This is a genomic window from Stenotrophomonas sp. TWI1151, assembly GCF_039673135.1.
Classification (GTDB): Bacteria; Pseudomonadota; Gammaproteobacteria; order Xanthomonadales; family Xanthomonadaceae; genus Stenotrophomonas.
In genome coordinates this window covers 63,450-78,031 of sequence record NZ_JBDJLA010000005.1, presented here as the reverse complement: position 1 = coordinate 78,031, position 14,582 = coordinate 63,450, and the positions used below count along the sequence as shown (strand labels likewise).

The window sequence follows — 14,582 nt, the reverse complement described above, 5'->3', positions numbered from 1 at the left end:
GGACGGCGTGGATTGTTCGTGATTCCCTCGCCAGCAGCATGGGGCATAGGTCGGGGGGCCATCGGTCATGGCCGCGTTGCACCACGGTCAGGTATGACCGGCTAGAGTGCGGCTTTGCCCCTTGGATTACCGCCCATGCAATGCCCCGTATGCAAAACCCAAGCGCTGCAGATGTCCGAGCGCCAAGGCATCGAGATCGACTACTGCCCGCAGTGCCGTGGCGTGTGGCTGGACCGAGGCGAGCTGGACAAGATCATCGAGCGCTCGGCCGGTGCCGCCGCCCCCGCGCCGGTGCGCGCGGCCGCACCGCCGCCGCCGGCTGCCGTGCAGCACCGTGATACCCGCCACCTGGGCCAGCAGCAGTACGGTGACCAGCAGGGCTACCGCAAGAAAAAGAAAGAGAGCTTCCTGTCGGACCTGTTCGACTTCTGATGCACGCCTGCGCTGCGCTCAGGCGCGGCGCAGGATGAATTCCCGGTCGACGCTGTCGCCGACCGGGAAATCGTATTCGCCCACCTTGCTGCAGCCATAGCGCGCATAGAAGCGCTGCGCACCCAGGTTCTCGGACCACACGCCGATCCACAGCGTGCGCCGCTGTGGCTGATCGAGCCACGCCAGGAAGGCGTCCATCAGGCGCGCGCCGTGGCCGCCACGCTGGTGACTGGCGAGCAGGTACAGGCGTTTGAGCTCGATATCGCCCTCGCTGGCCTCGGCATGCGGCAGGCTGTTGGGCCCTGCGGCGAGATAACCCACCACATGTTCCCCGTCTTCCAGCAGCCACGCCGCGTTGCGTGGATCGGCGAGTTCGTGACGCTGCGGCTGGACCGAATAGTGCCTGTGCAGGAACGCGTGCAGGTCCTGCGGCGGGTAGGAATCGCCGAAGGTTTCGGTGTAGGTGGCGATGGCGATCGCCGAGAGCGCATCGGCATCGGCAACGGTGGCACGGCGGAGGGTCAACATCATGGCGCAAGGCAGGCAGGTGGGGCCGGCAGCTTACGCCATCGCCTGGGGTCGGCCGTGGTTCCGGGTACGTCGGTACCCGGAACCTGTCATCGCGGCTGGATCAGAACCAGACCCGCACGCCCGCCACCCAGCGGGTATCGCGCGCGCGCTCGCCGGCCGCCTCGTGGTAATCAGCGGTATCGCCGAACAGCCGCTCGTGGCTGATGCCGATGTAAGGCGCGAAGCGGCGGCTGAACTCGTAGCGCAGGCGCAGCCCGGCCTCGACCTTGTTGAGTCCCGAACCGTTGCCATACTCCGGTTCGTCCTTGGCCGAGAAACGGGCTTCCACCAGCGGCTGCAGGATCAGGCGGTTGGTCAGCAGCAGCTCGTACTCCACTTCCACCGTGGCCGCGACCTGGCCGCCTTCGCCGACATAGGCCGTGGCCGAGGTCTCGAATTTGTACGGCGCCAAGCCCTGGATGCCGAACGCCGCCCAGGTGCGTGAATCGGCCGGGCGGAAATCCTGTTTCACGCCGACCAGTACGTCCCACCACGGCGACACGCTGCGGCCGTACATCACTTCCAGATCGGCCGATCCGGTGCGGCCGTCACTGCGCTCGCCTTCGCTGCGCAGCCACAGCCGGTGGATGTTGCCGCCGACCCAGCCGCTGGCCTCCCACGCCTGGCCGGTACCGTGCTGACCGTCCCAGTGTTCGAGGCGGTTGACCAGCAGCATGCTGTGGATCTCCGGCGCATGCTCCATCGCGCCGTGGTCGATCGGCGGGAACGCGGCGAGGCGGTCGGCGGCGGTCACGACAGGAATCGGTTCGAGCGGTTCGGTAGGGGCAGGCGGCTTCGGCGTGCCATGCCCCATCGCGGCGTGGTCCATCTTCGAATGGTCCATCTCGCCGTGATCGATCGTGCCGTGGTCCATCGTCGAATGGTCCATCTGGCTGTGATCAGTGCTGCCGTGGTCCATCGTCGAATGATCCATCTGGGCGTGGTCGACGCTACCGTGGTCCATCTTCGAATGATCCATCTGGCTGTGATCGACGTTGCCGCCATCTGCCGGTGGCGCGTCGGTCGGGGTCGGTGTCGTGGCATGGCTGGCATGGCCGGCATGCGACTGCGCCCACGCCGGTGCCGACAATGCCAGCAGCAGGGCGGTGCTCAAGGCCGATGTGGCGATGAAAGGAGAGCGGCTCATTCTTCGATCCTCACTTCGCGCATCATGCCCGCTTCCATGTGGTACAGCAGGTGGCAGTGGTACGCCCATCGGCCAAGGGCGTCGGCACGGACGCGGTAGGTGCGGCGGGTGCCGGGCGGCATGTCGACGGTGTGCTTGCGCAGGTGGAACTCGCCGTCCGCGTTTTCCAGATCGCTCCACACGCCGTGCAGATGGATCGGGTGCTGCATCATCGTGTCGTTGACCAGCACGATGCGCATGCGCTCTCCGTAGTTCAGGCGCAGCGGTTCGGCGCTGGCGAAGGGAATGCCGTCGAAGGACCAGCTGAATTTCTCCATGTGGCCGGTCAGGTGCAGCTCGACCTCGCGGCCGGGATCACGCCCATCGGGATCGTCGAACAGGCTGCGCATCGCGCCGTAGGTGAGCACGTTGCGACCGTTGTCGCGCAGGCCGATGCCGGGGTCATCCAGTTTCGGCTCGGTCGCCATGCTCTGCATGTCCACCAGCGGGTTGCCTTGCTCGCTGGCCGGGTGACGCGGCGCTTTGGGATCGGTGCCGTGTGCACCGTGGCCCATACTGGCACCGCAGCCGCCTTCCATGCCCTTCATGTCGTGGCCCGCCATCCCGTTGGAGGCATGGCCCATGTCGTGGCCCATGTCACTCATGGTCAGCAGCGGGCGCGGGTCGCGCGCGGGGATCGGCGCCTGCAGGCCGTGGCGCACCGCCAGCGTGCCGGCGGCATAGCCGGTGCGGCCCATGTCCTGGCAGAAGATGGTGTACGCGTCCTGGCCGCTGGGTTCGACGATCACATCGAAAGTCTCGGCCGGGGCGATGCGGAATTCATCGATGCTGACCGGGTGGATGTACTGGCCATCGGCGGCGACCACGGTCATCTTCAGGCCCGGGATGCGCACGTCGAAATAGGTCATCGAGCCGCCGTTGATGAAGCGCAGCAGCACCTTCTCGCCGCTGCGGAACAGCCCGGTCCAGTTGCCGGCCGGCGCGGTGCCGTTGAGCAGGTAGGTATAGGTGTGGGCGTTGATGTCGGAGATGTCGGTTGGCGTCATCCGCATCCGGCCCCACATGCCGCGGTCGGCGGTGGCCGCGGCCCAGCCGTCCTTGCGTACATCGCGCAGGAAGTCGGGCAGGGTGCGCTTGTAGTAGTTGTCGTGCTCGGCGAGCTTCTTCATGCGCCGGAACAGCGCGCCGGGGTCCAGGTCGGTCCAGTCCGAGAGCAGGATCACGTGCTCGCGGTCGGCGTGATACGGCGCCGGTTCGAGCGGGTCGATGATCAGCGCGCCGTAAAGGCCGGCCTGTTCCTGGAACAGGGAATGGCTGTGATACCAGTACGTGCCCGACTGCTTGAGGGTGAAGCGGTACTGGTAGGCCTCGCCCGGGGCGATGCCGTTGAAGCTCAGGCCGGGCACGCCATCCATGTTGGCCGGCAGCAGCAGACCGTGCCAGTGGATGGAGGTGGGGTGGCCCTGCAGCGTATTGGCGACCCGGATGTTGACCGTCTGGCCTTCGCGCCATCGCAGGATCGGTGCGGGCAGGCTGCCGTTGACAGTGATCGCCGGGCGGGTGCGGCCGGTGAAATTGGCCAGCGATTCGCCGATGCTCAGCTGTACATCATGGCTGCTGAGCACCTGTGGGGCACCGGCAAGGCCGGGGCCGGCGGCGGCGAACGCACGCGGGCTCAGACTCGTGGCGGCCAGGCCGGCGACCACGCCGCCGGCAGCCACGCCCTGGACGAACAAGCGGCGCGACGGCATGGGCGGGGTGCCCGTGCCGGGTGGTTTGGGGAAAGACATTGCAACTCCGGATCTGATTCGAATGGCACACGCAGTGCCGTCAACGCACGCACACCGGGGCATGCGCGCAGAGCATCAGGCAGGCGCTCGCAGAGCGCGGCGGATCAGGCGATCGGAGGGCGGGTGATGCGGTCCAGCGGCGGTGTCGGCAGGCTGGGATGCACGGTGTTCAGCGGCGACATCGACACCGGCGGCGGGGTCGCCAACCAGGCGACCTGGACGGTCAGGCTGGGTTGCTGGGCGCAGCTGCGCAGGCAGTCCTTGATCTTGCAGTGGTCGCCATCATGCGGTGCCTGCACGCCGGTCGTGGCGGCGGCCATGGCAGGGTGATCATGCGCGGCGGCGGCGGGCGCGTCGCCATGGCAGGGCGGTGCGGCACTGCTGGGCACGGCCGGCTCGGCCAGGGCCAATGCCATCGGGCCGGCCATGGCCACGTTCAGCCCATTGAGCAACAGGCTGAGCATCAGGACGACTCGCAGGAGCAGGCCACTGGCGGACATGGGGCTCACCTTACTGCCAAACCCTGGCGGCCGCACCTGTGGCTGAACGCAGGGTTCAACTCTGGAGCCGGGTCTGCCTGAACAGGCCGGGGCATCAGCCTTCCTCGCGCACGATCTCGACCAGGCGGTCGCCGTAGCGGGCCAGCTTGGTGCCGCCGATGCCACCGACCCGGCCCAGCGCGTCGACGCTGGTGGGGCGCTGTTCGGCGATATTGCGCAGGGTGCTGTCGTGGAAGATCACGAAGGCCGGCACGTTCTGCTCGCGCGCGAGTTCGGCACGCAGGCCGCGCAGGGCATTGAACAGGGCCAGGTCCTGCGGCAGCACCGACAGGCCGGTGCGCTGGCCGCTGCGGTCGCGCTCGCGGGCGGCCTTGGGTGTCTCGCGGCGCATCATGACCTTGCGCTGGCCCTTGAGCACCTCGCGGCTGCCATCGGTCAGGCGCAGCCCACCGTAGGCGCTGCTGTCCACCTCGAGCAGGCTGGAGGCGACCAGCTGGCGGAACACGCTGCGCCAGCTGCGGGCGTCGAGATCCTTGCCGATGCCGTAGGTGCTCAATTCGGTGTGTCCGAACTGGCGCACCTTCTCGTTGTCGCCGCCGCGCAGGATGTCGATCAGATGGCCGACACCGAAGCGCTGCCCGCTGCGGTAGACGCAGCTCAGCGCCTTCTGGGCGGCAACGCTGGCATCCCAGGCATCCGGTGGCAGCAGGCAGTTGTCGCAGTTGCCGCAGGGCTGGGGATAGGTTTCCCCGAACCCGGCCAGCAGGACCTGACGGCGGCACTGCATGGATTCGCAGTAGCCGAGCAGGTGATCGAGTTTGGACCGTTCGAGCGTTTTGCGGTCTTCGCCGGCTTCGGACTGTTCGATCATCTGCTTGAGCAGCACGACATCGCCGAGCCCATAGCAGAGCCAGGCTTCGGCAGGCTCGCCGTCGCGCCCCGCGCGGCCGGTTTCCTGGTAATACCCTTCCATCGATTTGGGCAGATCGGTATGCGCGACGAAGCGCACGTCCGGCTTATCGATGCCCATGCCGAAGGCGATGGTGGCGCACATGACGATGCCATCCTCGCGCAGGAAGCGGCGCTGGTTGGCGGCGCGTACCTCGGCGGGCAGGCCTGCGTGGTAGGGCAGGGCGTTCATGCCCTCCTTGCACAGGAACTCGGCGGTTTCTTCCACCTTGCGCCGTGACATGCAGTAGACAATGCCGGCTTCCTGGCGGTGGACCTTGAGAAAGTCCAGCAGCTGGCGCTTGGCGTTGTCTTTCTGGACGACGGTGTAGCGGATGTTGGGACGGTCGAAGGAGCTGACGAAGTGCTGGGCGTTGGTCAGGTCCAGGCGTTCGGCGATTTCGCGCTGGGTCGGCGGATCGGCGGTGGCGGTCAGCGCGATGCGCGGGACGTCGGGCCAGCGCTCGTGCAGGACGGTGAGCTGGCGGTATTCAGGACGGAAGTCGTGGCCCCACTGCGAGACGCAATGGGCTTCGTCGATGGCGAACAGGGCGATCCGGCTGCGCGAGAGCAGCGAGAGGAAGCGGCCGGTCAGCAGTCGCTCGGGGGCGACGTAGAGCATGTCCAGTTCGCCAGCGAGCAGTTCGCGCTCGACGCGGGCGGCGGTTTCGCCATCGAGGGTGGAGTTGAGGTATTCGGCGCGCACGCCGAGCTGGCGCAGGGCTTCGACCTGGTCCTGCATGAGGGCGATCAGCGGCGAGATGACGATGCCGGTGCCGTCGCGGAGCAGGGAGGGGACCTGGTAGCAGAGCGATTTGCCGCCGCCGGTGGGCATGAGGACGAGCGCGTCATTGCCGGCGGCGACATGCTCGACGATCGCCTGCTGCGGACCGCGGAATTCGTCGTAACCAAAGATGCGGCTGAGCAGGTCGTGCGCGGGGCGGGAAGACATCGCGCTAGTTTACCTTGCCAAGGCTACGGGCCGTGTCCTCGGATGCCGGATCGGTGTGTAGGAAAGCCGAGGCCGGAGCCAAAGCCGGAGCGGGAGCCAGAGCCAGAGCTGAAGGCGCAAAGCGCCGGGCGTGGCCTCCTACGGGGTTGGCGCGGTGTGGGTGGGTCTGCTGGACCCGCCGTGAACCCGTCCATGGGGGCTCGATGTGCGCCATCCATGGCGCACAACGGTCCTGCAGACCCACCCACACCGCGCCGTCGACACTTGGCTGGTCTTCAAAGGAGAGCCAGTCGAGAGCCAGTCAAACGCAGACAGGCGCCAATCGGCGCCTGTCTGCTGTTACTTGCCTTACACCTGTGGCCTGAGGCCTGTTACCGCTTGCCGAAGAGGCCGCTCTGGCTTGCCCAACCGTCCATCCAGATCTGTCTGGCGAGTGGGGGCCAGGCCCTGACGGGACCGTAGTGCGCCATGGATGGCGCACGTCGAGCCCCCAAGGATGGGTTTACGGCGCGTCCCGGCAGGGCCTGGCCCCCGCTCGCCAACACGGAGGTGCCTGTCAGCCAAAGCCGTTGCCTCTGCCTTTGCCGTCAGTCAGCCAAGCCCGCCAAAAAACAAATCCTTACTGCAGCAGCGAACGCAGCATCCAGGCGTACTTTTCGTGGGTCTGCAGACGCTGGGTCATCAGATCCTCGGTCGGTGCGTCGTCCGCATCGTCTGCCACGTCCAGCACTTTGCGCGCCGTACGGCACACCGCCTCGTTGGCGGTGACCAACTGGCGTACCATTTCACGCCAGTCCGCGCTGTCGGTCAGGCCCGGCTCCTCGGCGATCGAGGTCAGGGCCGCGAACTCGCGGTACGAGCCCGGGGCATTGAAGCCCAGTGCACGGATGCGTTCGGCCACGTCATCCAGGGCCGCCCACTGTTCGGTGTACTGGGTCTCGAACATGGTGTGCAGCGAGTTGAACATCGACCCGGTCACGTTCCAATGGAAGTTGTGGGTCTTCAGGTAGAGCGTGAACGCATCGGCCTGGAAGGCCGACAGTCCATCGGCGATCTTCTTGCGATCGCCCTCCTTGATCCCGATATCGATGTTCGGGGCCGACGGGGCCGCCGCGCCGAGCTTCTGCTTGGCAGTCTTGGGCTTTGCCGGGGTCTTGGTCGTCTTCGCCATGGGAGAACTCCTTATGGATGGGATGAATCGGATGGCCTTCACAATAGATCAGACTACCCTTTCAGTAGTAAACAAAAGTTCTAAACGAATCGATTGATGAGCGCTATCGAAAAACCACATGCAGCACGCCTGGCCCAGCAGCAGGCCGCCATCAACGGGGCCATGAGCCGCGACCGCGGTCGTTTGCTGGGGATGCTCTCGCGTTGGCGGGCCAAACCGGCGGATACGGGGCTGGCGGCGGCGTTCGAGCAGGCCTTGCAGGCGTCCGTGCAGCGCCGTGAAGCGCGTGCGCTGAATCAGCCGACCATCACTCTGGACGAGCAACTGCCGATTGCGCGTGAAGCCGAGGCCATCACCGCGCTGATCCGCGACCACCAGGTCGTGGTGATCGCCGGTGAAACCGGCTCGGGCAAGACCACCCAGCTGCCCAAGCTGTGCCTGGCCGCCGGCCGTGGCACCGCCGGCATGATCGGCTGCACGCAGCCGCGACGGATCGCCGCGCGTGCAGTGGCGACCCGCGTTGCGCAGGAACTGCAGTCCGAGCTGGGCACCACGGTGGGCTACCAGGTGCGCTTCACCGATCGCGTCGGTGACGATACCCGCATCAAATTCATGACCGACGGCATCCTGCTGGCCGAGATCAGCAGTGACCGCTGGCTGTCCAACTACGACACGATCATCGTCGACGAGGCGCACGAACGCAGCCTCAACATCGATTTCCTGCTGGGCTATCTGAAGCAGCTGCTGAAGAAGCGGCCCGATCTGAAACTGATCGTCACCTCGGCGACCATCGATACCTCGCGCTTCGCCCAGCATTTCGACGATGCCCCGGTGATCAGCGTGGAAGGCCGCACGTTCCCGGTGGAGGTGCGTTACCGGCCGCTGGAAGGTGAGGGCGGCGGCGAGGCTGACGGTGGGCGCGATGGCGAGCGCACCGTCAATGATGCGGTGGTCGCGGCGGTGGATGAAATCACCCGGATCGACCCGCGTGGCGACATCCTGCTGTTCTTCCCGGGCGAGCGCGAAATCCGCGATGCGCACCAGTCCCTGGAACGACGCAAGTACCGTGGCACCGACGTGCTGCCGCTCTATGCGCGGCTGTCGGTCAAGGATCAGGACCTGGTGTTCAACCCCGGCGCCAACCGGCGCATCGTGCTGGCCACCAACGTCGCCGAAACATCGCTGACGGTGCCGCGCATCCGCTATGTGATCGACCCGGGTTTCGCCCGCATCAAGCGTTACAGCCCGCGCCAGAAGCTGGACCGGCTGCACATCGAAGCGGTCTCCCAGGCCAGCGCCAACCAGCGCAAGGGCCGCTGTGGCCGCGTGTCCGAAGGCATCTGCTACCGGCTGTATTCCGAAGCGGATTTCCAGTCGCGCCCCGAATTCACCGATCCGGAAATCCGCCGCTCCAGCCTGTCCGGGGTGATCCTGCGGATGCTGCAGCTGGGCCTGGGCAAGATCGAGGATTTCCCGTTCCTGGAGGCACCGGATGAGCGCGCCATCGCCGATGGCTGGCAGCAGCTGGGTGAGCTGGGTGCGGTCGATGCCGAGCGCCGCCTGACCCCGATCGGGCGCCAGATGGCGCGCCTGCCGGTGGACGTGAAACTGGCCCGCATGCTGGTCGCCGCGCAGGCCCAGGGCTGCCTGCGGCCGATGCTGGTGATCGCCTCGTTCCTGGGCATCCAGGACCCGCGCGAGCGCCCGCCGGAAGCGCGCGCCGCGGCCGACAACGCGCATGCGCTGTTCGCCGATGGCCGCTCGGAGTTCGTCGGCGTGCTGCGCCTGTGGGACGGCTACCGCCAGGCTCACGAAGACCTGACCCAGTCCAAGCTGCGCGACTGGTGCGGGCGGCATTTCCTCGGCTTCCTGCGCATGCGCGAGTGGCGCGAACTGCATCGCCAGCTGCGCGTGCTGTGCGAGGAGCTGGGCTGGACGGAAGAAGCGGCCGAGACCTCCCTGGCACCGTTGCTGGCCGGTTCGTCCGCGCCTGCACCGGCGCGCGATGACGAGGCGAAGATCAAGGCGACGCGCGGCCAGCAGCACCGTGCCGCACGCCTGGCCCGCGAAGGGAAATCCGAGCCGGCGCCTGCCCAGAACACGCCGGCATCGGTCAAGGGCGCCGATGCCGAGGCGCGCAACGCCTTCAGCGACAAAGTGCGCGCAGCCGCCTACCAGACCCTGCACCGTGCCTTGATCGCCGGCCTGCCCACGCAGATCGGCCACCGCAGCGACAAGGGCGATTTCCTGGCGCCGCGCCAGCGCCGCTTCCTGCCGTTCCCGGGCTCGACCCTGGCCAAGCGGCCGCCGCCGTGGCTGCTCACCGCGACCTTGCTGGATACCCAGAAAATCTGGGGCCTGACCAACGCGGCGATCGAGCCGGACTGGGTCATCAACGAGCTGCCGCACCTGCTGCTGCGCAAGCACTTCGATCCGCATTGGTCGCGCGCGCAGGGCCAGGTGCTGGCCTCCGAGCAGATCAGTCTGTTCGGACTGGTGCTGGCCCCGAAGAAGCCGGTGCACTACGGCCGCATCGCGCCGGGCGAGGCGCACGACATCTTCGTGCGGCAGGCCCTGGTGACCGGCGAAATCAACACCCGTGCCGGCTTCGTCGCCGACAACCTCAAGGTGCTGGAGCAGGCGCGCGAAGAGGAGGCCAAGCTGCGCCGTGCCGGCATCGTCGCCGATGAAGGCTGGCAGGCGCGCTGGTACCTGGACCGGATTCCGGCCGAGATCCATTCGGCGATGGGCCTGGATACCTGGTGGAAGGCGCTGGCGCCGGAGAAACGCCGCGCGCTGTCGTGGGCACTGGCCGATCTGCTGCCGGGCGAGGGCAGCGACGCCGAACGGTATCCCGCGTATCTGCCGCTGGGTGATGCACGGCTGCCGCTGCATTACACCTTCGAGCCGGGTGCCGACGAAGATGGCGTCACGTTGGAGGTGCCGCTGCACCTGCTCAACGCGCTCGATCCGGCGCGGTTGTCGTGGCTGGCGCCCGGCTTCGTGGCCGACAAGGCTGCGGCCCTGATCCGCAGCCTGCCCAAGGCGATGCGCCGCAACTATGTGCCGGCACCGGACTTCGGGCGCGCGTTCGCCGAAGCGTTTGCCGAGCCGACCGCCGATGACATCCGTGGCGAGCTGGCGCGGTTCCTGTCGCGTGCGACCGGTGCCAAGCTGGCCGCGACCGATTTCGATGACGCAGCGCTGGACGCCCATCTGCGCATGAACCTGCGGCTGCGCGATGCCGATGGCAAGGTGCTGGCGACCTCGCGCGATCTGGATGCACTGCGCGCCCGCTTCGGTGACAAAGCCGGGGATGCCTTTGCCGCACGCGCCGGGCGTGCGCTGGCAGCCGACGGGTTGCGCGATTTCCCGGCCAGCCCGATCCCGCTGCAGGTGCCTGGCGAAGCCGGCGTGCCGGCCTATCCGGCGCTGGTCGACCAGGGCGAGACCGCCGCGTTGAAGATTTTCGCCGATCGCAACGAGGCGCTGGAGCAGCATCCGCTCGGCGTGCGTCGATTGCTGGAGATTGCGCTGGCCGACAAGGCCAAGCAGGCGCGCAAGCAGCTGCCGGTGCCGCCCAAGACCGGGTTGTTGTATGCCGCGATCGAATCGCAGGAACGCCTGCGTGGCGACCTGGTCGATGCCGCGATGAACGCGGTGCTTGCCGATGGCCTGGGTGATATCCGCGACCCGGCCGCGTTCGCCAAGCGCAGCGCGGAGGCGGGCAAGGCGTTGTTCGCCGAGGCGATGGCCCGCCTGAAGCTGGCCGAGAACATCCTGGCCCATGTGGCCGAGCTCAAACCACAGCTGGAAGCGCCGCTGATGGGCTGGGCACGCGGCAATCTGGATGACATGGAGCAGCAGCTGGCCGCGTTGGTCCATCCCGGCTTCCTGCGCGAGACCCCGGCCGATGCCCTGGCGCAACTGCCGCGCTACCTGCGCGCAATGATCCTTCGCACTGAGCGTGCCAAGCGCGATCCGCCGCGCGACCAGGCGCGGATGCTGGAGCTGCGGCCATTCGTGGATGCGTTGGCACAGGCCGAGGCCCGCGGGTTGCGGGAGCGGCCGCAGTGGCAGGACCTGCGCTGGGATCTGGAAGAGTTGCGGGTCTCGCTGTTTGCCCAGGAGCTGGGCGCGAAGACCGGGATTTCAGCCAAGAAGCTGGCCCAGCGCGTGGCCGCGCTGCAGAAGCCTTGATCCGGCAGTGACCCGTGCCAGGTCGGCACGGGTCACTGGGGTTGCCTGAAGCGGATTATTTGACGCGGCGGACCTTGGCGCGGGTGTTGACGCCCTGGATCTGCATGTACCACACCCCGCCGACGCCAGGAGCGATGCTGACCTCAGGCGACTGGCGGCGGACACCACCGACTTGGACATCGTCGACCTGCTCCCATTCCTGGGCGTTGGCGAGCGCGTAACGCTGGCCCTTGCCAAAGCCGCGGAATTCTCCGGTCAAGACGCTTTTGATCGGCTCCTTGGTGCCGAAGTCGAAGAAGCCGTGGTTTTTCACGATGACTTCCTGACGACCCTCTTCGCGGGCCTGCTCGCGGGCATCGGCCGCCAGCGCGGCCACCTTGCCCTGCAGCCAGTTGTTGAGCTCGGCCAGTTCCTGCGGCGTGAGCTTCTCCAGCCCGGCCGCCTTGAACTCGGCCGGCGACATCTGCTGCTGCAGATCGCCTTCGACCACGCGCTGGGCCAGCGCCGGGAGCGAGAGGCTCATCATGACGGCCGCGCAGGCCAACAACCGCAGACGGGAAAAGCGCATGGCAGGGTCTCTCCTAGGAATGGCCGCAGTGTAGTGCCAGCGCCCCGGCATGTGCACATGCTGGTGATGGCGATTGTCGGGGGGGCGCTGCGGCGCTAGTGTAGGTGGCCTCTGTCTTGTCTGTACGATGCTGTGAACCGCGCTTCCTCCCCTGGCCTGGATGGCTTGTTGAACCGACCCTCGGTGGCTTCGCTGCCGGCTGAGCTGCGCGAGGCATTGCTGCAGCGCTGGCAGCAACCCGAGGCCGATCTGGAACGGCGCGCGGGCTGGCCGGTGCTGGCTGACACGCTGGATGCGCTGTCATTGCTCTCGGCCGACGAATCTGCCTTGCTGGCCACGTTGCTGTTCGATCTGCCGTGGTTGCGTGCCGGTCTGGACACGCTGCCGATCGGTGCGCTCAAGCCGGTGGTCGTCGGCCTGCTGGACGGCCTGGACGCCGCCGACCAGGTCTGGGCGCTGCACGCCGGGCGCGAGGCCGGGCGCAACAGCGAAGGCCTGCGTCGCCTGCTGCTTTCGATCATCCGCGATCTGCGCGTGGTGCCGATCCTGCTCGCCCGCCAGCTGGCCCGCATGCGCGGTGCCGATCGCTTGCCCGAAGAAGAGCGTCGCGCGCTGGCCCAGCTCACTCGCGACATCCATGCGCCGCTGGCCAACCGGCTCGGCATCTGGCAGTTGAAGTGGGAGCTGGAGGATCTGGCGTTCCGCCATCTGGAACCGGAGACCTACCGCCGCATCGCGCGCGAGGTGGATGAAACGCGCTTGGCGCGCGAGCGCTATGTCGAGGGCGTCAAGAAGGCGCTGTCGCGCGAGCTGCTGGCGCAGGGCATCCGCGCCGAGGTCAGCGGCCGCCCGAAGCACATCTACAGCATCTGGCGGAAGATGCAGAAGAAGCGGCTGGCCTTCGAGCAGCTGTACGACATCCGCGCCGTGCGCGTGATGGTGGACGACGTGGCCGCCTGCTACGCCGCGCTGGGCGTGGTGCATGCACTGTGGGCGCCGGTGCCGAGCGAATTCGACGATTACATCGCGCGCCCGAAAGCCAACGATTACCGTTCGCTGCATACCGCCGTGGTCGGCCCGGAAGGGCGCACCATCGAAGTGCAGATCCGCACCCACGACATGCACGCCCAGGCCGAGCTCGGCGTGGCCGCGCATTGGCGCTACAAGGAAGGCAGCAAGGGCGCGGAAAAGGCGTTCGACCGCAAGATCACCTGGATGCGGCAGCTGCTGGAGCAATCCCAGGACGGGCATGCAGGCGAACTGGCCGGTGCGCTGGATGCCGAGCTGACCGAAGACCGGGTCTACGCGCTCAGTCCCAAGGACGAGGTGATGGACCTGCCCCAGGGTGCCACGCCGTTGGATTTTGCTTACCACGTGCACACCATGGTCGGGCACCGCTGCCGGGGGGCGAAGGTCAACGGCCGCATCGTGCCGCTGACCTACCGCCTGCGCAGCGGCGACCGCGTCGAGATCCTGACCGGCAAGGAGGCCGATCCCCGGCGCGACTGGCTGCTGGCCTCCAGCGGGTTCCTGGCCAGCAACCGTTCGCGTGAAAAGGTGCGCGGGTGGTTCCACAAGCTGGACCGCGCGCGCAACGTGCAGGCCGGCCGCGAGCTGCTCGAGCGCGAACTCAAGCGCCTCGGCCTGCAGCACGCCGATCTGGCCATCGCGGTGAAGAAGTTCCACGCCGACAGCGTCGACGATCTCTATATCCAGGTGGCGTTGGGCGATACCGGGCCGAACCAGGTCAGCCGCACGCTGCTGGAAGCCGAACGTGCCGCCAGCCAGCCGGCGGCGCCGGTACTGCCGCGCCCGACCGCGCGGCGCGAGAGTGTGCGCAGTGCCGATTTCACCGTACAGGGCGTGGGCAACCTGCTGGTGCAGCTGGCGCGTTGCTGCCAGCCGGTGGCCGGCGAGCCGATCGTCGGGTATCTGACGCGTGCGCGCGGCGTCACCGTGCACCGCACCGACTGTGCCGCGCTGGCACGGCTGGCCGCGGCCAGCCCGCAGCGGATTCTTCCGGTGGAGTGGGGCCAGGCCGGCGGTGGCTATGAAGTGGACGTGGTGGTCGACGCGGTCGACCGGCGCTGGCTGCTCAAGGACATCACCAACCTGATCGCGCAGGAGGATGCCTATGTGCTGGACATCCACAGCGACAACGTCCGCAACAGTGGCCGTGCGCATCTGCGCCTGCGCCTGAAGGTCAGTGACTACGGCCAGCTTTCGACCCTGCTGGGCAAGCTGGATGCACTGCCCGGCGTCAGCGAAGCCCGGCGTCTAGGCTGAGCTCACGTGCCCCACGCT

The 14,582-nt window shown here is 67.4% G+C and carries 10 protein-coding genes; 3 read left to right on the top strand and 7 right to left on the bottom strand.

Features of this window, described 5'->3' with window-relative positions:
* Positions 1 to 135: 135 nt before the first annotated feature.
* On the top strand, positions 136 to 432 hold the full coding sequence (locus ABE422_RS08405; RefSeq protein WP_088432901.1) for a zf-TFIIB domain-containing protein: 297 nt from the start codon (positions 136 to 138) through the stop codon (positions 430 to 432).
* An 18-nt stretch (positions 433 to 450) separates the two neighbouring features.
* On the opposite strand, the gene ABE422_RS08400 is transcribed toward ABE422_RS08405, so the two are convergent.
* The 6 genes from ABE422_RS08400 to ABE422_RS08375 all read right to left on the bottom strand — a co-directional run bounded on the left by ABE422_RS08400 (position 451) and on the right by ABE422_RS08375 (position 7,510).
* Positions 451 to 963 (bottom strand): GNAT family N-acetyltransferase, encoded by a 513-nt coding sequence (locus ABE422_RS08400; protein WP_346482795.1) that lies wholly within the window; start codon positions 961 to 963, stop codon positions 451 to 453.
* Between the two features lie 100 nt (positions 964 to 1,063).
* The gene (locus ABE422_RS08395; RefSeq protein WP_346482794.1) at positions 1,064 to 2,149 is read right to left on the bottom strand and encodes a copper resistance protein B; all 1,086 of its coding nucleotides are present in this window, start codon (positions 2,147 to 2,149) and stop codon (positions 1,064 to 1,066) included.
* The gene (locus ABE422_RS08390) at positions 2,146 to 3,939 is read right to left on the bottom strand and encodes a copper resistance system multicopper oxidase (protein ID WP_346482793.1); all 1,794 of its coding nucleotides are present in this window, start codon (positions 3,937 to 3,939) and stop codon (positions 2,146 to 2,148) included. The genes ABE422_RS08395 and ABE422_RS08390 overlap by 4 nt, the downstream gene beginning before the upstream one ends.
* Positions 3,940 to 4,043: 104 nt before the next feature.
* Positions 4,044 to 4,439 carry a CopL family metal-binding regulatory protein gene (locus ABE422_RS08385; protein WP_346482792.1) on the bottom strand — a complete coding sequence of 132 codons (396 nt, stop codon included), beginning with the start codon at positions 4,437 to 4,439 and terminating at the stop codon, positions 4,044 to 4,046.
* A 94-nt stretch (positions 4,440 to 4,533) separates the two neighbouring features.
* Complete coding sequence (gene recQ, locus ABE422_RS08380; protein WP_152151915.1) at positions 4,534 to 6,339, bottom strand: DNA helicase RecQ; 1,806 nt, start codon at positions 6,337 to 6,339, stop codon at positions 4,534 to 4,536.
* A 619-nt stretch (positions 6,340 to 6,958) separates the two neighbouring features.
* Positions 6,959 to 7,510 carry a Dps family protein gene (locus ABE422_RS08375; RefSeq protein WP_019185151.1) on the bottom strand — a complete coding sequence of 184 codons (552 nt, stop codon included), beginning with the start codon at positions 7,508 to 7,510 and terminating at the stop codon, positions 6,959 to 6,961.
* Positions 7,511 to 7,606: 96 nt separating this feature from the next.
* On the opposite strand from ABE422_RS08375, the gene hrpA reads away from it, so the two are divergent.
* Positions 7,607 to 11,710 (top strand): ATP-dependent RNA helicase HrpA, encoded by a 4,104-nt coding sequence (gene hrpA, locus ABE422_RS08370; RefSeq protein WP_346482791.1) that lies wholly within the window; start codon positions 7,607 to 7,609, stop codon positions 11,708 to 11,710.
* Positions 11,711 to 11,765: 55 nt separating this feature from the next.
* Here the strand turns inward: hrpA and ABE422_RS08365 are convergent, their stop codons facing one another.
* Positions 11,766 to 12,278 (bottom strand): hypothetical protein, encoded by a 513-nt coding sequence (locus ABE422_RS08365; RefSeq protein WP_313210466.1) that lies wholly within the window; start codon positions 12,276 to 12,278, stop codon positions 11,766 to 11,768.
* A 132-nt stretch (positions 12,279 to 12,410) separates the two neighbouring features.
* Between ABE422_RS08365 and ABE422_RS08360 the strand changes: the two genes are divergently transcribed.
* Complete coding sequence (locus tag ABE422_RS08360; protein ID WP_346463258.1) at positions 12,411 to 14,564, top strand: bifunctional (p)ppGpp synthetase/guanosine-3',5'-bis(diphosphate) 3'-pyrophosphohydrolase; 2,154 nt, start codon at positions 12,411 to 12,413, stop codon at positions 14,562 to 14,564.
* The last annotated feature ends 18 nt before the right edge of the window (positions 14,565 to 14,582 follow it).